Raw genomic sequence first — 22,253 nt, 5'->3', positions numbered from 1 at the left:
ATCCCCTACATCAAGCCTCTTCCTCTAATCTTTTTTTCTCTGACTTGTAAATCCAAAACATTGGAAGTACAATTATGGTATGTAAAAATAGAGTCAAAGTTAATGGACCTTGATTTAATGTAGCAAAAAAACTTGGTACTACATCAACAAATGGATCTATCATTTTTTCTCCTTTTTAATGTATATGTCTTAAACTTTTTGAAGTTGTTAATAAATCTTTTACTAAGAATACAAATCCAATAAAAGTTACAACTCCCATAGCAAGTCGCCAACCAAGACCTTGAACAAACCAAGGTAAACTTTGAGAAACAAAGTATGCTTGCCATGTTGCTCCCATTTGAGCTCTTTCTACTAATACTTGTCCATATCCAGCAATAGTTAATGACACAGTCATTCCTAATACTCCAATAGTAATTAATGAAATTGCCATTTTAGAAGCAAAAGTTGCTTTTAAAACTTTAATACCATTTTTACCTTGTACACCTAAATAGAACATTCCAATTAAAATAGTTGCATATGCTCCAAAAAAGGCTAAGTGTCCATGAGCAGAAGTAAATTGTGTACCATGAGTATAAATATTTACTTGTGGTAAAGTATGGAAAAATCCCCAAACACCGGCACCTAAAAAGTTACCAAATGCATTTGTAACAAACCAAGCAAAAGCTGGAGAATTGTTCATAGTTTTCTCTTCTGAACCCTCTTTTAGTCCAGTCTCTTTACCCCAGTCATAAATTACATGCACAAACATTGCAACTAAAGGCACAGGTTCAAGTGCAGAGAATAATGCTCCAATTTCCCACCAATATTCAGGGGTTCCAATCCAGAAATAGTGATGCCCTAATCCTAAAATACCAGAACCAAAAAGCATAGTTACTTCAATCCATAACCACATCTCTACAATTTCTCTTCTAGCTCCAATTATCTTAATAAGACCATAGGCAGCTAAACATCCAACAAATACTTCCCAAGTAGCTTCAACCCATAAGTGGATTACCCACCACCACCAGTATTGGTCAACTGAGATATTATCAGTAAAGAACATTCCAGCAAGATATAAACCAGCAAGAGCTAATACATCTGCCATAAGAACTGTTACAATACCTGTTTGTTTTCCTTTTATTGCTGTTGCAAAAAGGTTAAAAACAAATACTAAAACTACTACTACAATACCTATATCTGCCCATCTTGGAGCTTCAATATACTCTCTACCTTCATTAATAAACCAAATAGTGAACTCACTTGCTGGTCCTACTTGAACTAAAATATATACTAAAACAACAACTGTAACAGCAGCAGTTAATATATAAAAGGCAAGATTTCCAAGTTTAATTCCTACAGTTTCAATTTCAGTTTCATCTGGTAATAAGTAATAAACCGAACCTATCATTGCATAAAGCATCCAGACTACTAAAGCATTAATATGAACCATTCTTGCAACATTAAAATCGAATACTTCAAAAAGAAATCCTGGAACTAAGAATTGAATTGCAGCAATAAGTCCCATAAGTAATTGTGCACCAAATAAAATAGCTGCAACTATAAAATACTTAATTGCTAATCTTTTAGATTCAAATTGTAAATTATTTACCATGAATTGCTCCTGTCACACCATCTATAGACATTCTTCCAAAGTTTCTTGGGAATCCATTTGTATCAATAGATGACATATGTTTTAAGAAAGCTACAAGACCTATTGCTTCTCTTTCAGTAATACCAAGATTTGGCATCATTCTCTCATGCGATGGATACATTGAAGGATTCTGTAAGAATTTAGACATTGCTTCTTCTTTTGTTGTTGAACCTGTCATTGGAATATAATTTTCCCATGCTGGGTCTAACCAAGCTTTTGTTAAGTCAGGAGCATAATATGCACCATTTCCTAATAGCGTATGACAATTCATACAGTTCTTAGCTTGAGAAGCTAATTTCCCTAACCTTAAAAGAGCAGAAGCCTCTTCTTCAGACCAATCATCTCTTCCAAAAAACTTCTCTTTTTCACCAATTTTTGGCACCTCATGACCTCTTCTAGTATCCATTTCATAAGTAATCTTATAATTGATTACTGTTGGAGCTGGTACTCTTTTTGTAATACCATTTTTAAGGTCAGCATCTGTTCCCATAGTAATCTGGCTCATTGAATCAAATGTAAGCCAAATTAATAAGACTGCAGCAAAACCAGTTACCCAACCAGCAGACCTTCTCCAGAAAGGAATACTAGTCCATACTGAAACAACTTTTCTAGACACTTTGTTCCTCCTAATGATTTATTGTTCGTATCTTTCTTCAGAACGAAAATTTAAGTAATAATACAAATGAGGAAGAATAAGATAACAAACCATTGTTACCATAAGTACTTTTATTGTAAAAGGATTACTCTGTATTTTCGCAGCAAAAAAATACATACAATATGTTTGTAAACCCCAAAATATATATGCAAAAGGCATATACATATTTTTAAGTTTTCCCATTTTTACTAGCGTATAAATAGCTACAAAAAATAGCCCAAATATCAATACAAAAGAAGAGGACAAAAATATTGGCAAAAAATCTTCCAATGCAATTTCGGGTCTTCTTATTAAAACAACATCTTCCATATTTCTTCTCCTTTTTGTGCAAACATATGAACCATTAAAAAATTCTAGTCTAAAACTTAGCTTAAAAAAATGATATATATCAATTTTTTATAATTGATGAAGTTATTTGGAAAAATAAAATAAAATGTATTTAAAAAGTAAAAAAATATAGTTTTTTATGAAGAATTGTTTTGATTATTTGATTAAAATTTAAAGAGAGTATTATCTATAGTTTTTGTAAAAAAGCATTTAAAGAGTTAGCAAATTTTTGGACATCTTTTTGTGTAAAAGCAGAAGGTCCTTTAGTAAGTTCTCCACTATCACGTATTTCTTGCATTAAATTTCTTACTGCAAGGCACTCTTTAATATTATCTTGAGTATATTGTAAGCCTCTATGATCCAAAGCATGAGCCTCTTTTTCAATAACTTTATTGGCAAGAGGGATATCAGCTGTTATAACAAAATCATCTTTTTGTAAAAGTTCAACAATTTTATTATCAGCTTCATCAGCTCCTTGTTCTACAATTAAGTATTCTATATAAGAAGAGTGTCCTATATTTATTTTCTTATTTGAAACTACCACAGTTTTTAGAGACAATCTTTCAATAGCTCTAAAAAGAATTGGTTTTAAAAGATTTGGAAAAGCATCACCATCTACATATAAAGTCATTATAAAATCTCTTTTACTCTTCCTACTTGTCCATCTTCTAACTGAACTTTTATGCCATGGGGATGATAAGAAGAGTTGGTTAAAAGTTTTTTTACTATACCTTGTGTAAGTTTATTAGTTCTTTGATCTTTCTTCAAAACAATATTAACTTTTAACCCTACTTCTATATCATCTCTTTCTTTTGGATTTCTAATCATTGAGGTCTATTCGTAAGCTAAAGCTTTTTTTGCTTCATCTAAATGGTAGAAGAATATTGCTTTAAAAGCAAAAGTTACCTTTGTTTTTTTCTCTTCACTTGTATCTAAAATATTGAAAGAGAAAGATTGTCCACTCTCTTTAGATTCAAAAGTTACTGTTGCAGGTTTTAAAGTTTTTATCATATTCATTACTGATTTATACTCTTTTGGATTAATTCCATCTAGCATATCCCCTACTTTCTCTTCTCTTCTAATAGAATCATATAGAGTTGTAAGAGTATCTTTAAGTAATGATTTACTTAATGAGATTTTCACTTTTTTAGTATGGAAAGTACCTGTTTTATTTAATAAAGGATTAGGTTTAATATCTCTTATCTCTTCAATAGTTGTTAAGAAAAAGTTTTTCCCACCTAAAATATCTGAGAACTCTTTAAACTGAGAACTTAGCTTCTCTTTTGTTTCAGTATCTAATTTTTTAAAATCCATAATATTCCTAATTTAATTTAGGCTATTTTATTATTTATTTCATAAGATAAAGATTGAAATTTACACTTAATTAACTTTTTGTAAACTTTTATTATCTAATTTATAAATTGTAGGGGTTAAACTCTCAATAAATGATTTATGATGAGAGACTATTATCATAGATTTTTTAATACTATTTAAAATCTCTACAATCTTTTTTTCTGCATCTTCATCTAAAGCATTTGTAGGCTCATCAAGAAGTAAAATTTTGGGTTTTGTAATTAAGATTCCAGCAAGTGCAACAATTTTTTGCTCTCCTCCACTTAAGTCATAAATATTTCTCTCTTCAAGATGTTCAATTCCTAATTCAGTTAAAGTATTTAGAGCTTTTTCATAGGCTTCATCTTTTTTAACACCCTTTGCTCTTAAATTAAACATTACATCTTCAATAACTGTGGGACAAAGGAAAAAATCACTTACATCTTGTGGTAAATAACCTATATCAGACCTATATTTTTTAAACTCTTTTAAACTATTCATTTTATCGTGAAAAAGAAATACCTCTCCCTCTTTTGGTTTTATTAAGCCAGCAAGAATTTTTAAAAAAGAGCTTTTTCCAGATCCATTAGAACCTATAATTGCTATTTTCTCTTCATGGGATACATTTAATGTAATATTTTCAAAAATCGTTTTTTCATTTACTTCATAAGATACATTTTTTACATTTATTGAACAACTCAAACTACAAAACCTTTAACATATAACATTGAAATTAAAAACAGTAAGATTAAATCAAAATAAGAGATTTTTATTTGGTTTATTAAATATATTCTACCATGAAAACCCCTTAGATTAAAAGACTCCTCTAAAGCTTGTGCTTTTTTGATTGATTTAACAAAAATATGCCCAAATAGATTTCCATAAGTCTCATAAGTAAATAAAGAGGAGTTTGCCCTAAAACCTCTTGCTCTTAAAGTCATACGAATACTTTTTAACTCATCACTTAATATTTGTATCATCTTTAGAGTAAAATAGATTGAACTTACTACTTTATTTGGAAATTTTAAATCATTTAAAGCTCTTACTATGTCATAACCACTTGAACGATAGAAAACTGTAAGATTAAATAGGATTATCATATTTGTACGAAGATAGATATTAAAAGCCTCTTCAAAAGTTGTTTGAAGAAGTAAAACAATAAATATCATAAGAATAAAAAGATTTAAGAAAATCAATCTTTTAAAAATTTGGAAGATATTTTTATATTCACAAAAAAGAACATAAAGTATTGGTAATAAATATAAAAGTTCTACATTTGAAAAACTAATAAAGATTGAATAAAATATTGCAGATACAAAACTTATAGTAGGAGATAGAAAAATCACTTTTTAACTCTTTTTAATCCTAAAAAAATCAAAATTATTAAAATGATTGCAATAATTGATTCTAAAAAAGAGTCTTCTTTTGTAATAGGAGTTTCCTCTTCTTTATTTTGAATATCAATTTTTCCTCTAGTTGCATGTCCACCAAAAGCCTCGACTCGAATACAACTAATATCTTTATAATCTGCTAATAAATACTCTCCATTTTCATCTGTTTGTAAACTTTTAACTAACTTATCATCTTTATCAAGTAACTCTACCTTGCAATTTTTACAAGGGGCTCCTGAATTAAAATAAGAGTAAATATAGAGTTTTTCATCTTTAAAGTCTAGAAAAAGGTTTAACTTATGTGCAAACAATGTTGCCGAAATAAACAGAAGAAAAAAGAGTATTCTCAAAGTTTTGCCTCACTTATCAAATCAGGTATTGATTTCTTTAAATAATTTATTAAAAATAGTGTTACTAAACCCTCTATAAACATTGCAGGAACATTAGCTAAAAAAACTGTATAAGAAGCATATAAATACTCCTCTTTTGATAAGGCTAATATTAAAGCTAAAAATAGAGTTGATAGTAATACAGCAAGAAATCCTATCATAAAGTATTTTATTTTTTCAGAAAAAAAGTTTAAAAATCCATATTTTGAAGCTAAATATATTAAATATGCAGGTAAAGACATAATAATTAAGTTTGCACCTAAAGAACTAATTCCTCCATATCCTAAAAGAGTAGCTTGTAATAAAAGTGCAATAAAAATTGCTAAAAATACTTGTGCACCTAAAATTATACCAATAATACCAATTAAAATTAAATGTATTTGTACAAAACCCAATGGAATATGTACAAAAGAAGCAATAAAAAATAGTGCTGACATAGAAGATACAATGGCAATATTTTTATTTTTCAAATCTTTAAATGAGTAAAGTAAAAATGAAGTAGCAATTATGGCTGATCCAATTGCTACTTCACTTGTTAATATTCCATCAGATATATGCATTTTTAATAAGCCTTAATCCAGATTAATGCTCCATTTTCTATTGGATACATTTTACCTTTATACTCTTTTTCTCCTTCTTCAATCAGTGCTGCAAATCCCCACCAACCTTTATGATTCATAACAAAAGAGAAGTTTCCATTTTCATCTGTTTTCACAACTTGAGTAATATGTGTATCACTTGGTGCTTTTAATCCAAACTCATTATATAGTTCTACTTCTACTTCAACATTACTTGCAGCTTTTCCATTATGTAAAACTTTACCACTGAAAATATTACCAGCATAAAGAGAAAAAGGTTTAACCATAGGAATGATTTCATATTTTAATCCAATAGCTTCATCCCAACCATCTTCCATTGCATATGCAGAGATAATTGATTTTGGAACATGAGAGATAAATTTTTCTTCTGCTGGCTCAAAATAAGGCTCTGGCTGTACAAAAAACTTATAAACACCAGGTCTTTTTATTTTGTAAGTTGTCTCCCAAGCTTTATGTTCAAACTTTGATACTTCTTTTAAAGATAGCTTCTCTTTTTTATTTTCTAAATAAATGCCTTCTGGTTTTTCCATTGTCATACCAGTTTGCTCAAAAGGGTGAATAAACATTGCCTCAAACTTTACAGTTGACTGCTCTTTTGAATTAACATTATCTGTTGAGGGTAGAAATGTTAAGAAGTGTGCATTTGCAATTGTTGCACCTATTAATGCTAGTGATGAAATAAGTTTTTTCAAGATATGCCTCCAAATTTTTTATAAATTATAATTCTTTGGCTTTTATAAGGAAATAAATTTTATGCTTTCTTATGTAGTTTAGGAACTAATTATTATAACTTGCTATTGCAACTATTAATGCTTGCAATCCTAGTATAATCCAAAGAATTTTATTTGAGTTTTTATCAAACCATTTATTAAATTTTTGAAAAGTTGTCATAAGAATTTAAATTAAAAATAGCACTTTAAAAGTGCTATTTTTTAAACTATAAATAAGGCAAGAAGTACTAATGCTGCTAAATAAATAGCACCAAAAATTGCACCTAATAGCCACCATTTTGCTTGAGAGATATACCCTGCTCCATACCAAATTGGAGATGGTCCTGTAGCATAAGGAGTTAAAATGCCCATTAATCCTAAAGAACCTACTAATAATAAGGCTAAAGAGTGAACCATATCTGCTGGAATAAGATTTACTGCAATTCCTATAAATAGCGGTAATAAAGCTACAACATGAGCTGTAACACTCGCAAATAAATAGTGGAATAAAAAGAATAAAACAACTAATGTAAGTACCACAATAGATGGACTTAATCCTTCAAGCCAAGTTGAAATTAAACCTGCTGACCAATCTAAGTAACCTACTTTTTTTAATCCACCTGCCATAGCAACTAAAGTAGCAAACCAAATGAATACATTAATTGCTGCTTTATTAGAAATTACATCATCCCATGAAATTACATTTGTTAAAACAAGTAAACATAAAACTGAAATTGCAGCAACTGTACTATCTACTCCAATTTGTTTTCCAAAAATCCATAAAACTAAAGCTAAAAGACCAAGACCTAACATGATTAATTCTTTTTTAGTAATCGGTCCCATTTTATTTAGTTCTTCTGTTGCCCAAGCTGGAGCTTCAGGAGATTTTTTTTGTTCTGGTGGATAAATAACATATGCTAAATATGGTACTAATAAGAAAAGAGGAATCATTACTATTGCTAGCGTTGAAAACCATTGTCCCCAAGTAATTACTATATTTGCATTTTTTTCAACTAATGATACTGCTAAAAGGTTTGGAGCTAGTGCTGTTAAGAACATTGAACTCGTTACACAAGTTGATGCAATTGCAACCCATGAAATATAAGCTCCTAATTTTCTAGGCTCATTTTCTGGTGTTGAATTAAACATTTGTGGAATATTAATTGCAATAGGGAAAATTGTACCTGCACTTCTTGCCGTATTTGAAGGCATAAAAGGAGATAATACACCATCTGCAAAAGCAACAGCATATCCTAAACCTAAAGAAGTTTTTCCCAGTTTTTTAACTAATATTAAAGCAATTCTTTTTCCTAAACCACTTTTTTTATAACCTAATGCAAACATAAATGCTGCAAAAATTAACCAAATAACACCATTAGAGAAGCCACTTAATGCCCAATCTCTACTAGCTTTTGCACTATCACTTACTAATCCAAAAGATGCACTAAATGCAACACCAACTAATCCAATCATTGCTGCTGGAATAGGTTCTAAAATTAATCCAACAATAACACCTATGAATACTGCAAAGAAATAATGTGCATTTGTAGTTAAACCTTCGGGAGTTGGAAGAATAGCAATAAATATTGCAACTAAAATGGGTAAAGCCATTTTCATTTTGTTAGATAACATAATTAACTCCTTCTTATAATAATTATGTAATATATTTATGATTATTACATAATTTTACTTTAAAAATTTTAAATAATTTATATTTTAAGATTAAAGTATAGGTAGTATTAAACTACCTTACTACACTATACTTGACCGAAGATGAATTAAGAGTTTTTAGGAAGTAGTTTTACAGGAACGATTTGGAACTAAATTATACTAAGCTAAGCCCTAAAATATTTACTTTATCCAAAATAATATATTTATAGTACCGCAAAAAATACCGTAATATTTTATATCGATTTTTATCATTAATATTAAATTAATTTTTAAAACTAACAATTTATATTAAGTTAGGTCTTTTATCAATCTTTTGTTTTATTATATATAAATTAATATTAAATATATAAAAACATAACGCTAAAAAACAATATATTTTCTTAATAAAAAGCCCATTTATAGGGACTTTTACTTTTTATCGACAATTCTCAAAAAATAAACTAAAATTTTCAGAACATATAAAAAAAGAAAGGAAAATAATCAAATGGAAAATGACAAATTACTTAAAATAAAAGAAGTATGTAATCTACTAAATGTATCAACAAGAAAATTTTATGAAGATATAAAAACAGATAAAACTTTTCCGCAAAGTTTTAGATTAGCAAATACTAAAACAAAGTTATATTCACAAAAAGAAATTAGAGAGTGGATTAATTTACAAATGCAAAATAATAGAGTTTCTTAAAACTCTCTCTTAAGACTTTGGCGAGTGAAAGAGAGAGCGTTAATTAAATCCCAAGATAGGTTTTAATCATTTGCATTATAACATATTATAAATTGCACATGATTATTTAACTTTAAATCATATATTAAAGGTAAATAATGAATACCAATAAAAAGTTTTTTTGGTTAAAACTAAAGAATGATTTTTTTGATAGAGAAGAAATCAAAATAATTGAAAATCAACAAAATGGGAAAGACTACATCATATTTTACTTGAAACTTTTACTTAAAAGTGTAGAAAATGAAGGAGAACTTTTTTTTAGAAATACAATTCCATATTCCCCTGATATGCTAGCAACGATAACAGATACATCAATTGATACAGTAAAAGTTGCAGTTAATTTATTTATAGAACTTAAATTAATGGAAAGATGGGATGATGGCACACTATTTATGATAGAAACCCAAAATATGGTAGGTTCTGAGACAAAATGGGCAGAAATAAAAAGAAATCAACGTTCTAAGAATAAACAAAGTGGACATTGTCCAACAAGAGTCCCAAAAAGTCCAGTAGAGATAGAACCAGATAGAGAGAAAGAGACAGAATCAGATTTAGATTATACTAATTGGGACGCTTTGATGTGTATGTATGAAGTAGAAAAAGAAAAAAAGAAAAAGTCAAGAGCTTACACACAGAAACCAAGAACAACCAAATCAACTGCTCATGATACTGCTTAGTTAATTTTAAAGTATAAACAACTAAAAGATACGCAGTACACACATTTTTTTATCTAATAGTTTTTGGATAAACATTAATAAATTAAATAAGATAAAAAAATCGTGCCAGCCAAAAAAATTATTGATTTTACGTACAAATATATTTTAAACTATTTAATTTAAAAACATAAGAAGTACGTATGCACTGTGTGCCTATGTACCATGTATTTAGGTAAACCATAAATACAACTTACTAACCTCTCACTTTGTGTTAGGTTGTAAGTTCAAGGGGTACAGTCGCCACCCTTAAAAATCCCCATTATTCTATACTTAAAGGAGAAGTATTTTGAATCAAACAAAGAAAGTACAAGTTCGTTTTGCAACTACTAGTAAAACTATCCAAAGTATAAACCATGACTTTAGAATTGCTAAACCCAATTACTTAAGACATAATATGTACCACAACAAGTTTGATAATATCTATTTTGGGTATGATCCAAAACAATTAAAACAACAAGCTAAAAAAAGCTTTGATGAATATAATCAATTATATAAAAAGAAACATCATAGAAACTTACAAAAGAGTAAACAATCAGATCATCTAACGGGAGTCATTACCCTAAGTCCTATTATAAACGAATGGCTAGAACAAGGTAAAGTAACCAAAGAGCAACTAGAAAAATCTTTTACAGATTCAGTACCACTAATCCAAGATAAGATACATACTATCTTAGGTGATGATAGCATTAAGTTATCTCATTATGTAATTCATTATGATGAGAAGACACCTCATATGCACTTTGCTTTTAATAACCATACAAAAAATGGTGAAGCTGTATGGTATAACCTAAGAAAAAGTGGAAGACTATCAGAGTTTCAAGATATTGTTGCATCTACTTTTAAAGATATAGGACTTGAAAGAGGTGTTAGAAAGTCTACTGCAAAACATCTGTCTGTTAGACAGATGCATGAAGAAGAGATTAAACAACTTAAAAAAGATATACAAGACCATATCAAACAACTTCAATCTCAAAAGAAGAACCTAAAGAAAACTGTAGAAGATAAGAAAGAATTAAAAAGTGAACTTGATAGTATTGACAGTTTAGTTAAAAAAGCAAGATTAGAGCTTAAGAATGAAAGTTTAACCTTAGAATCAATTACAAAAGAAAAAGAAGAACTTGAAACTACAATCAATACCATAAAAGAAGATAAACCAACCATAGATATAAAACCAACTAAGGTTTATAATACAGATAAAATATTAGATGAATGTATTACCGCTAAGCTAGGTTTTACAAAAGTAGATAAAAATAAATTAAAACAGTATCTTAACTTCTATGCTAAGCACCTAAAAAAGTATAATGAGTTTGCAAATGCAATTAATGGACAAAATCACCCAAAAGACTTACTACTTGAAAATAAAAAGCTCATAGAAGAGAATAAAACACTTTTAAAACAACAAAACAATATAAATACATACTATGTAACCAAAAGAAGATATACCAAGCTTATAGGTGAAAATAGAAGCTTACAAGAACAACTGCAAGAAGAACAAACTTTAACCAAAGAACTTAATGTAAAAGTTGAACAATCAAAAGCATACTTTGGTATAAATAAAAAATTAAAAGATGAAGTAAATGACCTTAAAATAAAACTGCATAACCTTGATATTATGCAAGAAGAACACAAAAGAATGGATGAAGCATTTACTCAAATAAGTAAATATCTTAAATGTGAAGATGATTTAGATGTCATAGTTTCTAAGGTTGCTAAATATACTGGAAGTGAAGATAAAGGGAGAAAGATAAATCATAATAAATTAAAGTGATTTATCTTAATTCTTAAAATATATAGACCTTTTGTAGATATAATTATTTTCTAGTTTATGTTAGTTAGATATAATAATGAAACAAATTTTTTGATAAAGAGATACAATATGATTAAACCAAACTGGAATATTTTTAAAGCAAAGTTTAGTGAAAACCCTCAATATAATTTTGAATGGTTTTGTTATTTACTATTTTGTAAAGAGTTTAACAGAGAGTTTGGAATTTTTCGTTATATAAATCAAGCAGCTATAGAAACTGACCCTATAAATGTTAAAGATGAGATAATAGGATGGCAAGCAAAATTTTATGAAACTTCATTATCTGACCATAAAGAAGAAATATTATCTACTATTGAAAAGTCAAAAAAATATTACTCAAATATTACTAAATTATATTTTTATACAAATCAAGAATGGGGACAAAATAAAGGTAAAAAGCCTAAAGGTTTAATTGAAGTTGAAAATAAAGCCAAAGAATTAAATATAACATTAGAATGGAAAACAGCTAGTTTTTTTGAATCTGAATTTGTATCAAGCAATAATCAAATTTTTGCAAAGCATTTTTTTGTACAGGAAAAAAGTATCTTTAATTTATTAGAAGAACAAAAACAACATACTGAAAATATTCTAAATGAAATCCATACAAAAATTACTTTTAAAAATCAAGATATTGAAATAAATAGAGAATATTGTATAGAAAAATTAAAGGCACTATCTCAAAAAGTTTCAATTTTAACAGGTATTGGAGGAGTGGGAAAAACAGTAATTATAAAAAAATTATACGAACACTTTAAAGAAGTATCTTCTTTTTTTGTATTTAAGGCTACGGAGTTTGAACTAAGACATATAAATGATTTGTTTAAAGACTTTACTTTTTATGAATTTTCTGAAGCGACAAAAGAACAAAAAAATAAAATTATTGTAATAGACTCTGCTGAAAAACTTTTAGACTTAAAAAACACAGACCCTTTTAAAGAATTCTTAGCAATATTAATAAGAAATAAATGGCAAATTATATTCACTACAAGAAATCATTATTTAGAAAATTTATATACAGATTTATCTGAAATTTATAATATAGCACCTTTAAATATTAATATTAATATTTTAAAACAAAAAGAATTAAATGAATTATCTGAAAAATATTCTTTTACATTGCCCACTGATGAGAAACTATTAACACTAATAAAAAATCCATTTTATTTAAATAAATATTTAAAATATTACAATGAAGCTAATAAGTTAAATTATAATGATTTCAAAAATGAACTATGGAATAAAATAATAAAAAAATCTAAACCTGAAAGAGAAAGATGTTTTTTCAATATCGCATATGAAAGAGCAAATAGTGGGCAATTTTTTATTATTTCTGATTGTGAATCAACTATTTTACATGAATTAGTGGAAGATGGTATATTAGGATATGAGAAAGCTGGATATTTTATAACTCATGATATTTATGAAGAATGGGCACTTGAAGAAATAATTGAAGTAGAATATATAAGAAGATCCAATGAATTGGATTTTTTAAAAAAAATTGGACAATCACTACCAATTCGTAGAAGCTTTAGAAATTGGATATCTGAAAAATTACTTCTTCAAGATGAGACTATTAAAACATTTATTGATGAAATTATTACAAATAAGCAAATTGAACAATTTTGGAAAGATGAATTATTGGTTTCTGTTTTACTATCAGATTATTCAAAAGTTTTCTTTGAACTTTTCAAAGATGAATTATTAGAAAATGAACAAAAACTATTAAAACGTATTACTTTTATATTAAGAATGACATGCAAAGAACTTGATAATGATTTATTTTTACAAATGGGAATTAAAAGTCTAAATATATTCTCTTTAAAATATGTACTAACAAAACCAAAAGGAGAAGGTTGGAGTTATCTTATTAAATTTGTTTTTGACAATTTAGAAGAAATAGGAATAAAAAATATAAATTTTATTCTGCCTGTAATACATGACTGGAATAATAAAAATAATAATGGAGAAACTACAAAATGTTCCAGTTTAATTGCTTTACAATTTTATCAGTGGACTATTGAAGAAGATGTTTATTGGTCTAGAGATGATTCAAAAAAAGAACTTTTTCAAGCTATAATAAATGGTTCATCAGAAATAAAATATGAATTAGAAAATATTTTCAATGAAATTTTAGAAAATAAATGGAAGAATCATGGAGAACCATATAATGATTTAATAAAGTTTGTTCTGACAAAAATTGAAGCTATTCCGATTGTTAAAAATCTGCCAAAACATATTTTAGAATTAGCCAATTTATTTTGGACATATACTCCCAAAAAAGACGATAGATTATATCGTTCAAGGATAGAAGTTGAGCAACACTTTGGATTAGAAAGCAATCATTCAGATTATCATCCTGCTAGTGCTTATCAAACACCTATTTACTGGTTATTACAATCTAATCCTAAAGAAACTATTAATTTTATTTTAGAGTTTACTAATAAATCAATAGAAAAATATGTTATTTCTAAGTTTGACCACTCAGTTAAGGTAGTTAATGTATCAATAGATAAAAATACTAACCAAGAGCAATATATAAGTCATTGTCTTTGGAATATGTATAGGGGTACAAGTTCTCCTATAAGTCCATATTTACTTCAATCTATTCATATGGCTTTAGAAAAATACTTTTTGGAAATTGGAAAAGATATTGAAAGTGAAACTCTTGAGAGTTGGTTAATTTACCTTTTAAAACATTCAAAATCAGCTTCAATTTCTTCTGTAGTTTCAAGTATAGTTTTAGCTTATCCTGATAAAACATTTAATGTTGCTCAAATATTATTTAAAACAAGAGAATTTTTTATACAAGATACTGCAAGATTAATTTCAGACCAAGGTGCGGAATCATTATATTCAATTGGTAAAAGTTGGGGTTCAAACCATAATAGTTTTTTCGATGAAGAAAGAATAAGTACTTGCAAAGACAAACATCGCAATTCTACTTTAGAAAATCTTTTTTTAAATTATCAATTTTTTAAAAGTAAAGATGTATCTGATGAAGAAGTAAATAAAAGACAAGAAAATTTATGGTCTATCTTGGATAATTATTATGCTAAATTATCAGAAGAGACAACACAAAGTGAATCTAATAAAACTTGGCGAATTTACTTAGCAAGAATGGATAAAAGAAAAATGACACCAACAGTAGAAAAAACTGAAGAAGGTACCATTATAAATTTTAATCCCGAATTAGAATCAGATTTAAAAGAATTTAGTGAAGCATCAATTAGTAAAAATAGTGAGTCATTAATATATACTCCATTAAAACTTTGGGCTGAATATAAATTCAAAAATGATAAAAAAGCAGAGAAATATACTCAATATAATAAAAACCCCGAAAATGCAATTAAAGATGTACAAAAAATAATTAATAAATTAAATAAAAATGTAGATGATGATGAAAATAATTTTATATTATTTAATAGGTCTACTCCTATTTTTGTTTGTTCTGTATTAATAAGAGATTACTTTCAAGATTTAGATACGGATACAAAAGAATTTTGTAAAAAAATCATACTAGAAATAGCGACTTTTTCACTTAATCCAAGTTATCAATATCAAATCTCAGATGGTGTTCAACAAGCTTTTTCAGTAATGCCTATTTTATTTAATAGTTTTGCTGATAAAAAAGAAGATATTAAACTTATTTTACTTCTAGGATTATTTAGAACTGATCATGTAGGTGGAATATTAGAACATGAAAATTTTAATATTTTTCCAATGTTAGCAATAAATGATTTATGGGAAAAACATTTTGATGATGCTCAATCTTTATTATTTGGATATATATTTCTAAAACCTCTATATGATGAGTTAATCCTAAAAATTAGGCAAGAAAATTATGATAAAGGTGTTTATTCCTATCAATGTAATAGTCTAGAAAGACTCTATGAGGAAAATAAAGATATATTTCTAGAAATCATTGAAAATAAAATAGAGTTTGACAGCTTAGACTTTAATAAATTAGACTTCTTCTCCCTAAAAACAGTATTTAGGCTTATTCCAAGTAAAACACAAGATAAAAATCATAAAGAAATAGTTTTATCAATTGTTTCAAAATTTGCAAATACCTTACTTTCAAGTAATAATGATGATAATATAGACTACACTATCAAACATGATTTCATGCAAAAATATGCTTACTTTGTATTACATTTACCTCAAAATGAGATACAAAAATACTTAGACCCATTTATAGTTAAATTCAATAAATCCGAACATATAGCAGATTTATTAAAAGAATTTATTCATGCTGAAGATAATTTAAATACATATGATAATTTTTGGTTTATTTGGAATAGTTTTAAAGAAAAAATATTTGAAATATGTAAGGATGGTGATGAATACAGCTATGTAGATAAAATAATAAAAAGTTATCTCTTTGCTGAAATTAGATGGAAAGAAACTGCTAAAGACTGGCGTTCATTTAAAGAACAAAATAAAAGATTTTTTAGAGATATTTCTGAAAACATTGGTCATTGCCCATCTACTTTATATTCATTCTCAAAACTATTGAATGACATAGGAACTCCCTATTTAGAAGATGGAATAAATTGGCTATCTACAATTTTAGATACAAATAAAAATTATATTGATAAAAAACTAGAAACAAATACTATATATTACATTGAACATTATATTAAAAGATATATTTATAGAAATCGTGACAGAATTAGAACAACCAAAATATTAAAGGGTAAAGTATTGATAGTATTAAATTTTTTAATAGAAAAAGGTTCAGTAGTAGGTTACATGTTGAGAGAAAGTGTTATATAAATTTTAATATATTAATTTATTTACATCAATATCTAAATAATCTACAATTCTTACTACATGTAATAAATTAAAATGTTTTCCATTTTTATTATTCTCACAATCACAATAAAAACTCACAGAATTAAATCCTACATTTTGTGAGAATTCTAATTGTGATTCGCCTTTCTCTTGGCGATATTTTTTCACATTTGTTGATACTAATTTATAAAATTCTTCTGCATCTTCATAGAGTTTATTCAATTATTCACCTAATGGTTAATTATTTTTTAAAGTCTATCAATATAGAATATTTAAATCATTCAGCTATAGATGAATAAAACAAATAAAGTGTAATAAAATGCAAGAAAAAATAGATATCAAATCATTTCAAAATGCTTTAAAAGAGTATATGGAAATAACAGATCAAAAATTCAAAGACAAATTACAAGAGGATGATCTCCCAGCAGATATAAAATTTGGTCAATTTGAATTTAACTTTATAGATGATCATTATGAACTAAAACAAGTCTTTTATATAAATGATGATCAAAATGATAAAGATGAAATGATAGAACTATCTAAAGTATTAACACAATTTTATAAGGAAAGAAATAATGGCATTAATTAAATGTCCCGAATGTGAAAATGTAGTATCTACAAATGCTAAAACTTGCCCACAATGTGGAGAAAATCTTGAAGATAGTCTAAAAAACTCTTTAGAAAAACTAGGTGGTTCTTTTGTAGGAGTATTTTTAGCAATAGTAATAGCTATTGGTGTAGGGGGTTTCTTTGAAGAGATGAACCTTATCAATGATAATAACTTAGTTTTAGTATATATCATAGCTTTTTCAACATCTATTTTAATAATTGGTAATTTAATGTCAAAGATAGTTAAAAAGTTTGGAAGAAAATTTGAAACAGTTGATGGTGGAGTTCACGATTACAGTCATGATAAAAGTATAAACAAAATAAATAAAATAGCTTTTCCAATAATAGCAGTAATGATAGTAGTTGCTATTGGAATCAAACTAGGTTAACCAATCAAATAAACTCACAACACAGTAAGAATAGGAACTGCATTCAAAGACCATAAATTGAAAATTCCTAGAAATGGCTAGACTTAGATTTTACAAAGTTCTTTAAATAATTTAACTTGTTAAATATATAATACACTACTATGATAAATCATCCATAATCAATTTTTTTAAGTAAGCAGATTTACTCATACCTAATTCAATAGATCTTTTTTCAAACTTTTCATAATCTTCAGCACTAAGATTAGTAGATACATTTTTAAACTTAGCTTGTGCCTTTTTAAGACTTTCTCTTCTTTTTTTATCTTTTTTAGATATTTTTTCTTTCTCTTTTTCTTTAGATAAAATAGTCTTTTTTATCTCATACATATCTTTTGATAAAGAGGCTATATTATAGGATATTTTGTCAATATTTTGTGTTGATAAATCTTCCATTTTTTCTCCAAATAATGATTATTTATAATATTATATATAATCACTACTTAATAAATACAATTGTAAAGTTTTTATATTCAAATTTAAAAGGAAAAACTATGCTTATTGAATTAAAATTAGGAAAACCAGTAGAGCCAGTTGGAGATTGTGCAACATTCTATTATGAGACTGAAAATGAGTATTTTATTAATGAAATAAAAAAATATAAATGTCCATTTAGGTTAGCAATGTTTCTTGATGAAGCAATGGAAGAGTTTGATGATATTAAAGAGCTAATTAGATTAGAACCTAATCAAAAAGTTGACTTACTTGTTGATTTATTAGCTGAATCAGAACGAATGATTAAAGATCCTACTTTATTTGCATTTTCAGATAAGTACTTGGAACAAACTAGTTATTTAGACAAGTATGGATATGAGATTGAAGTTGAAGAATCTGATTTAACAGAAAAAAGTGATAGAGGCTATGAAATGGAAGTTGATAGCTATTTATATAAATAATAATCATAAAATAAAAAAGGACTAATAAAATGAAAATTAAATTAATTGAAAATATATTGCCAGTTATAATAATGTGTATAATTTTACTTATATTAAAAGATGAACTCCCTAAATATTTTTCTAGTGATACTTGGACTATAATTTATCCAGGGAATAAAGACTATGATATTAATCATAATTTTTACCTAACTATTCTCTTCTCAGGGATACTATTAGGATATACAGTCCTTCAAACTTTTTTTGAAAAAAGTAATTTTTGGGTTAAATTATTGGTAAGTGCTTTTTTAATACTTTTTACACTTCCATTATATATGGCACAAAGTAAATTTGTTATAGATGATGCGATAAAAGAGAAAAAACAAAATGAAAAAATAATAAAACTAAATTTATCATTAGAAGAATTGAAATTAGAATTAATGAAATTAAAGAATGATAATAAAAAAAGATCAAAACCTAATTAATATAATATTTTATAACAAGTTTATTTACATTATATAAACGATGTAGAATAATAAGTTAGATACAATACCCACAATAAAAATACTAGTATTATTATTGTTGGGAGATATTAAGACTTATGGCAAAAAAAGAAGTTAAAACAGATTTATGGGTATATGAATTATTAAAAGAAGTTAATATAGATTTAGATCCCCAAGGTAGTTCAATAAAAGAGATTGATGAAGCATTAAAAACAGCTTCAAAAGGTGGAACTGGCAAAGTTGGATTTCCTGAGTATGTTGGTGTTGTAAAAGATTTTATATTAGTTATAGAAAATAAAGCATCAGTTGATAAACATATTAAGTTAAAAGATAAAGTTATTAGTGATAATGTAAAAGATATTAAAGACTATGCAGTTAATGGAGCTTTATTTTATGGAAAACATTTAGTTGAAAATACAACTTATAATAAAGTTATTGCATTCGGTATATCTGGAGATGAAAAGAAACACAAAATAAGCCCACTATTTATAGATGAAACTAAATTTTATAGGGAGCTACCAGAGGTTGAGAGTCTTATTTCATTTAATAAAGATAATATTGATGAATACTATGTAAGAGAGGTTCTACAAGAAGAAACTGATAAAGAAAAAGAGTTGTCAGAAATTTTAAAAGATGCTAGTGACCTGCATGAGGACTTAAGAAACTATGGTAATTTAAAGGATATTCATAAACCCATTATAGTATCAGGAATATTATTAGCATTAAGAGAAACAGAATTTAAAAACTTTTCTATTGAGGACTTAACAGGGGATGAAATAAATACTGATGGAGATAAAATCTATCATGCAATTGAGTCAAACCTAAGAAGATCAAAAGTTTCTCCAGAAGTTAAAAGAGATAAAATACTGAGTCAATTTGGAATGTTTAAAAGTGAACAAGTACTTAATGAAATCAATGATACATTGAACAAAACACCTTTAAAGCACTATACAGAATTTTTAAATAAAAAAATTTATAAAAGTATTAAATACTCTAAATCATCAGAGGATTACATAGGTAGATTTTATGGTGAATTTATGTCTTATTCTGGTGGAGATGGTCAAACATTAGGTATTGTATTAACTCCTAAACATATTACAGATTTATTTTGTGAATTAGTAGATATTAAAACAGAAGATATAGTTTTAGACCCGTGTGCAGGAACAGCAGGTTTTTTAATTGCAGCAATGCACCATATGTTAATCCAAACAGATAATGAAAATGTTAAGAAAAGTATCAGACAAAAACAACTTCATGGAATAGAACAAAGAGCTGATATGTTTACCATTGCTACAACAAATATGATTTTAAGAGGGGATGGAAAAAGTAATCTAATTAATGAAAACTTTTTAAAACAAGAACCTAGTAAATTACAATTATCAACAGAAGCAACCGTAGGAATGATGAATCCACCTTATTCTCAAGGTTCAAAACAAAACCCAGATTTATATGAAATATCATTTACAGAACACTTATTAGATAGTTTAGTTGAAGATGGTAGAGCAATAGTTATTATCCCTCAATCTTCAATGACTGGTAAAACTAAAGAAGAACAATCAATAAAAGAAAACATTTTGAAAAAGCATACATTAGAGGGAGTTATCACACTTAATAAAGATACCTTTTATGGCGTTGGAACTATGCCTTGTATTGCAGTATTTACAACTGGGACACCACATCCAAAAGATAAAATAAGTAAGTTTATTGATTATAAAGAAGATGGTTTTAAAGTAAGTCCTCATATTGGACTAATTGAAACAGAACAGGCAAAAGATAGAAAACAACACTTATTAGATGTTTGGTTTGATAGAATTGAAGCAGAAACTAAGTTTTGTGTAAATACTACTATTGAAGCTGAGGATGAGTGGCTTCATAGTTTTTATTATTTCAATGATGAAATACCAACAAATGAAGATTTTGAAAAAGTAGTAGGAAATTATTTATCTTTTGAGTTTTCTATGATAATGAATGAAAGAGATTATTTATTTGGAGTTGAAGATGACAAAGAAAACAACAAAAAATAGTATAGTAAAATTAAATGAGATTCAATGGAAGGAATTTTTTATTGGTGGAGAGAATGGCTTATTTGATATCACTTCTAGTTCAAGTGGAATAGATAAAAACAAATTAAATATTGAAGAAAAAAATAGCAATATACCCTATATAACAAGATCAAATATTGATAATGGTATTAATCAATTCATCACAATAAATCAATTAGATAAATACAATTTAGATGAAGGTAATGTTATAACTATTGGACTTGATACTCAAACAGTTTTTTACCAACCACATAGTTTTTATACAGGGCAAAATATTCAAGTATTGAGACATAAAAAGATTAATAAGTTTAATGCTTTATTTTTAATACCTTTAATAGAAGTTCAAATGGAAAAGTTTAATTGGGGTGGGAATGGTGCTACCTTGGGACGATTATTTAGAACTAAAATAATGTTACCAATAACCAATAAAGGAAATCTTGACTGGAACTATATGGAAACTTATGGTAAAAATATTTTAATTGAAAAACAAGAACAATATAAGCAGTATATTCAAAAAGTATTCAAAAAGTTAAACTATAAAAAAATTGATAATTTACAAGAAAAAAATTGGAAAGAGTTTTTTTTAACAGATATATTCACAGAAATACAAAGAGGTAAAAGACTTACAAAAGCAAATCAGATACAAGGTAAGAAGCCTTATGTGTCTTCTTCTAGAGCTAATAATGGAGTTGATAACTATATAGAGAATGAAGAGAAAGTTAGAATATTTAGTGATTGTCTAAGTTTGGCAAATAGTGGTAGTGTAGGTGCAAGTTTTTATCATTCTTACGAGTTTGTGGCAAGTGATCATATTACACATTTAAAAAATGAAAACTTTAATGAATATATATATTTATTCATTTCTACATTAACAAGTAGGTTATCCGAAAAGTATAATTTTAATAGAGAAATTAACGATAAAAGAATATCAAGAGAAAAAATACTTTTACCAATAAATGATAAAGAAGAACCTGATTATGTTTATATGGCACAATACATAATTAATATGAAGTATAAAAAAATCAAGCAATATTTAACTTTTAAAGAAAAATAATAC

Annotated in this window: 25 protein-coding genes; 10 read left to right on the top strand and 15 right to left on the bottom strand. The window is 26.9% G+C overall.

Annotation, left to right across the window (positions count from 1 at the left end; all coding sequences use genetic code 11):
• Nucleotides 1-10: 10 nt before the first annotated feature.
• From ABIV_RS13570 to ABIV_RS01985, 13 genes are all read right to left on the bottom strand, one after another.
• Complete coding sequence (locus ABIV_RS13570) at nt 11-163, bottom strand: hypothetical protein (protein ID WP_162917966.1); 153 nt, start codon at nt 161-163, stop codon at nt 11-13.
• 12 nt (nt 164-175) lie between these two features.
• Nucleotides 176-1,591 (bottom strand): cbb3-type cytochrome c oxidase subunit I, encoded by a 1,416-nt coding sequence (locus ABIV_RS02040; RefSeq protein WP_114838307.1) that lies wholly within the window; start codon nt 1,589-1,591, stop codon nt 176-178.
• Nucleotides 1,581-2,246: a c-type cytochrome gene (locus ABIV_RS02035; RefSeq protein ID WP_114838306.1), complete on the bottom strand. Its 666-nt coding sequence runs from the start codon at nt 2,244-2,246 to the stop codon at nt 1,581-1,583. Before ABIV_RS02035 ends, ABIV_RS02040 begins: the two co-directional genes overlap by 11 nt.
• A gap of 18 nt (nt 2,247-2,264) precedes the next feature.
• Entirely contained in the window at nt 2,265-2,594 is a 330-nt protein-coding gene (locus ABIV_RS02030) for a hypothetical protein (RefSeq protein WP_114838305.1), read from the bottom strand.
• 205 nt (nt 2,595-2,799) lie between these two features.
• A complete protein-coding gene (locus tag ABIV_RS02025) occupies nt 2,800-3,243 on the bottom strand; it encodes a YaiI/YqxD family protein (RefSeq protein ID WP_205526942.1) in 444 nt (147 codons plus the stop codon).
• Nucleotides 3,243-3,440 carry a YwbE family protein gene (locus ABIV_RS02020; protein ID WP_114838303.1) on the bottom strand — a complete coding sequence of 66 codons (198 nt, stop codon included), beginning with the start codon at nt 3,438-3,440 and terminating at the stop codon, nt 3,243-3,245. The genes ABIV_RS02025 and ABIV_RS02020 overlap by 1 nt, the downstream gene beginning before the upstream one ends.
• Before the next feature lie 6 nt (nt 3,441-3,446).
• Nucleotides 3,447-3,926 (bottom strand): hypothetical protein, encoded by a 480-nt coding sequence (locus tag ABIV_RS02015; protein ID WP_114838302.1) that lies wholly within the window; start codon nt 3,924-3,926, stop codon nt 3,447-3,449.
• Nucleotides 3,927-3,992: 66 nt separating this feature from the next.
• Complete coding sequence (locus tag ABIV_RS02010; RefSeq protein WP_114838301.1) at nt 3,993-4,646, bottom strand: energy-coupling factor ABC transporter ATP-binding protein; 654 nt, start codon at nt 4,644-4,646, stop codon at nt 3,993-3,995.
• Nucleotides 4,643-5,290, bottom strand: coding sequence for an energy-coupling factor transporter transmembrane component T family protein (locus ABIV_RS02005; protein ID WP_114838300.1), 648 nt, complete (start codon nt 5,288-5,290; stop codon nt 4,643-4,645). The genes ABIV_RS02010 and ABIV_RS02005 overlap by 4 nt, the downstream gene beginning before the upstream one ends.
• Nucleotides 5,287-5,685: a peptidase associated/transthyretin-like domain-containing protein gene (locus ABIV_RS02000; RefSeq protein WP_129088503.1), complete on the bottom strand. Its 399-nt coding sequence runs from the start codon at nt 5,683-5,685 to the stop codon at nt 5,287-5,289. Before ABIV_RS02000 ends, ABIV_RS02005 begins: the two co-directional genes overlap by 4 nt.
• Nucleotides 5,682-6,284: a cobalt transporter CbiM gene (gene cbiM, locus ABIV_RS01995; RefSeq protein WP_114838298.1), complete on the bottom strand. Its 603-nt coding sequence runs from the start codon at nt 6,282-6,284 to the stop codon at nt 5,682-5,684. The genes ABIV_RS02000 and cbiM overlap by 4 nt, the downstream gene beginning before the upstream one ends.
• Nucleotides 6,285-6,286: 2 nt before the next feature.
• On the bottom strand, nt 6,287-7,015 hold the full coding sequence (locus tag ABIV_RS01990; RefSeq protein ID WP_114838297.1) for a DUF4198 domain-containing protein: 729 nt from the start codon (nt 7,013-7,015) through the stop codon (nt 6,287-6,289).
• Between the two features lie 240 nt (nt 7,016-7,255).
• Nucleotides 7,256-8,665 (bottom strand): DASS family sodium-coupled anion symporter, encoded by a 1,410-nt coding sequence (locus tag ABIV_RS01985; protein WP_114838296.1) that lies wholly within the window; start codon nt 8,663-8,665, stop codon nt 7,256-7,258.
• 523 nt (nt 8,666-9,188) lie between these two features.
• Here ABIV_RS01985 and ABIV_RS01980 point away from each other — a divergent pair.
• The 4 genes from ABIV_RS01980 (at nt 9,189) to avs4 (ending at nt 16,727) form a co-directional block, all read left to right on the top strand.
• Nucleotides 9,189-9,389, top strand: a complete 201-nt coding sequence (locus ABIV_RS01980) for an AlpA family phage regulatory protein (protein ID WP_114838295.1) — start codon at nt 9,189-9,191, stop codon at nt 9,387-9,389.
• A 137-nt stretch (nt 9,390-9,526) separates the two neighbouring features.
• Complete coding sequence (locus tag ABIV_RS01975) at nt 9,527-10,105, top strand: phage replisome organizer N-terminal domain-containing protein (protein WP_114838294.1); 579 nt, start codon at nt 9,527-9,529, stop codon at nt 10,103-10,105.
• Nucleotides 10,106-10,430: 325 nt separating this feature from the next.
• The gene (locus ABIV_RS01970; RefSeq protein WP_162917965.1) at nt 10,431-11,912 is read left to right on the top strand and encodes a plasmid recombination protein; all 1,482 of its coding nucleotides are present in this window, start codon (nt 10,431-10,433) and stop codon (nt 11,910-11,912) included.
• Between the two features lie 108 nt (nt 11,913-12,020).
• Nucleotides 12,021-16,727 (top strand): AVAST type 4 anti-phage nuclease Avs4, encoded by a 4,707-nt coding sequence (gene avs4, locus ABIV_RS01965; RefSeq protein ID WP_114838292.1) that lies wholly within the window; start codon nt 12,021-12,023, stop codon nt 16,725-16,727.
• Between the two features lie 3 nt (nt 16,728-16,730).
• On the opposite strand, the gene ABIV_RS01960 is transcribed toward avs4, so the two are convergent.
• On the bottom strand, nt 16,731-16,967 hold the full coding sequence (locus tag ABIV_RS01960; protein WP_114838291.1) for a helix-turn-helix transcriptional regulator: 237 nt from the start codon (nt 16,965-16,967) through the stop codon (nt 16,731-16,733).
• A 97-nt stretch (nt 16,968-17,064) separates the two neighbouring features.
• Between ABIV_RS01960 and ABIV_RS01955 the strand changes: the two genes are divergently transcribed.
• Nucleotides 17,065-17,334 carry a hypothetical protein gene (locus ABIV_RS01955; protein WP_114838290.1) on the top strand — a complete coding sequence of 90 codons (270 nt, stop codon included), beginning with the start codon at nt 17,065-17,067 and terminating at the stop codon, nt 17,332-17,334.
• On the top strand, nt 17,321-17,743 hold the full coding sequence (locus ABIV_RS01950) for a zinc ribbon domain-containing protein (protein ID WP_114838289.1): 423 nt from the start codon (nt 17,321-17,323) through the stop codon (nt 17,741-17,743). The genes ABIV_RS01955 and ABIV_RS01950 overlap by 14 nt, the downstream gene beginning before the upstream one ends.
• Nucleotides 17,744-17,881: 138 nt before the next feature.
• Here the strand turns inward: ABIV_RS01950 and ABIV_RS01945 are convergent, their stop codons facing one another.
• Nucleotides 17,882-18,175 carry a hypothetical protein gene (locus tag ABIV_RS01945; RefSeq protein ID WP_114838288.1) on the bottom strand — a complete coding sequence of 98 codons (294 nt, stop codon included), beginning with the start codon at nt 18,173-18,175 and terminating at the stop codon, nt 17,882-17,884.
• Between the two features lie 98 nt (nt 18,176-18,273).
• On the opposite strand from ABIV_RS01945, the gene ABIV_RS01940 reads away from it, so the two are divergent.
• The 4 genes from ABIV_RS01940 to ABIV_RS13665 all read left to right on the top strand — a co-directional run bounded on the left by ABIV_RS01940 (nt 18,274) and on the right by ABIV_RS13665 (nt 22,250).
• Nucleotides 18,274-18,675 (top strand): hypothetical protein, encoded by a 402-nt coding sequence (locus tag ABIV_RS01940; RefSeq protein WP_114838287.1) that lies wholly within the window; start codon nt 18,274-18,276, stop codon nt 18,673-18,675.
• A gap of 29 nt (nt 18,676-18,704) precedes the next feature.
• Complete coding sequence (locus ABIV_RS01935; protein WP_114838286.1) at nt 18,705-19,136, top strand: hypothetical protein; 432 nt, start codon at nt 18,705-18,707, stop codon at nt 19,134-19,136.
• Nucleotides 19,137-19,252: 116 nt separating this feature from the next.
• Nucleotides 19,253-21,178 carry an HsdM family class I SAM-dependent methyltransferase gene (locus ABIV_RS01930; protein ID WP_114838285.1) on the top strand — a complete coding sequence of 642 codons (1,926 nt, stop codon included), beginning with the start codon at nt 19,253-19,255 and terminating at the stop codon, nt 21,176-21,178.
• Nucleotides 21,153-22,250, top strand: coding sequence for a restriction endonuclease subunit S (locus ABIV_RS13665; RefSeq protein WP_114838284.1), 1,098 nt, complete (start codon nt 21,153-21,155; stop codon nt 22,248-22,250). The genes ABIV_RS01930 and ABIV_RS13665 overlap by 26 nt, the downstream gene beginning before the upstream one ends.
• The last annotated feature ends 3 nt before the right edge of the window (nt 22,251-22,253 follow it).

It is taken from the genome of Halarcobacter bivalviorum (assembly GCF_003346815.1).
Classification (GTDB): domain Bacteria; phylum Campylobacterota; class Campylobacteria; order Campylobacterales; family Arcobacteraceae; genus Halarcobacter; species Halarcobacter bivalviorum.
This window is presented reverse-complemented; position numbering and strand designations above follow the sequence as displayed.

Bases quoted from the DNA above. Each gene is read 5' to 3' on its own strand.
- ABIV_RS13570 (WP_162917966.1), bottom strand. From the start codon at position 163: ATGATAGATCCATTTGTTGATGTAGTACCAAGTTTTTTTGCTACATTA.
- ABIV_RS02040 (WP_114838307.1), bottom strand. From the start codon at position 1,591: ATGGTAAATAATTTACAATTTGAATCTAAAAGATTAGCAATTAAGTAT.
- ABIV_RS02030 (WP_114838305.1), bottom strand. From the start codon at position 2,594: ATGGAAGATGTTGTTTTAATAAGAAGACCCGAAATTGCATTGGAAGAT.
- ABIV_RS02025 (WP_205526942.1), bottom strand. From the start codon at position 3,243: ATGACTTTATATGTAGATGGTGATGCTTTTCCAAATCTTTTAAAACCA.
- ABIV_RS02020 (WP_114838303.1), bottom strand. From the start codon at position 3,440: ATGATTAGAAATCCAAAAGAAAGAGATGATATAGAAGTAGGGTTAAAA.
- ABIV_RS02015 (WP_114838302.1), bottom strand. From the start codon at position 3,926: ATGGATTTTAAAAAATTAGATACTGAAACAAAAGAGAAGCTAAGTTCT.
- cbiM (WP_114838298.1), bottom strand. From the start codon at position 6,284: ATGCATATATCTGATGGAATATTAACAAGTGAAGTAGCAATTGGATCA.
- ABIV_RS01985 (WP_114838296.1), bottom strand. From the start codon at position 8,665: ATGTTATCTAACAAAATGAAAATGGCTTTACCCATTTTAGTTGCAATA.
- ABIV_RS01980 (WP_114838295.1), top strand. From the start codon at position 9,189: ATGGAAAATGACAAATTACTTAAAATAAAAGAAGTATGTAATCTACTA.
- ABIV_RS01975 (WP_114838294.1), top strand. From the start codon at position 9,527: ATGAATACCAATAAAAAGTTTTTTTGGTTAAAACTAAAGAATGATTTT.
- avs4 (WP_114838292.1), top strand. From the start codon at position 12,021: ATGATTAAACCAAACTGGAATATTTTTAAAGCAAAGTTTAGTGAAAAC.
- ABIV_RS01955 (WP_114838290.1), top strand. From the start codon at position 17,065: ATGCAAGAAAAAATAGATATCAAATCATTTCAAAATGCTTTAAAAGAG.
- ABIV_RS01950 (WP_114838289.1), top strand. From the start codon at position 17,321: ATGGCATTAATTAAATGTCCCGAATGTGAAAATGTAGTATCTACAAAT.
- ABIV_RS01945 (WP_114838288.1), bottom strand. From the start codon at position 18,175: ATGGAAGATTTATCAACACAAAATATTGACAAAATATCCTATAATATA.
- ABIV_RS01940 (WP_114838287.1), top strand. From the start codon at position 18,274: ATGCTTATTGAATTAAAATTAGGAAAACCAGTAGAGCCAGTTGGAGAT.
- ABIV_RS01935 (WP_114838286.1), top strand. From the start codon at position 18,705: ATGAAAATTAAATTAATTGAAAATATATTGCCAGTTATAATAATGTGT.
- ABIV_RS01930 (WP_114838285.1), top strand. From the start codon at position 19,253: ATGGCAAAAAAAGAAGTTAAAACAGATTTATGGGTATATGAATTATTA.
- ABIV_RS13665 (WP_114838284.1), top strand. From the start codon at position 21,153: ATGACAAAGAAAACAACAAAAAATAGTATAGTAAAATTAAATGAGATT.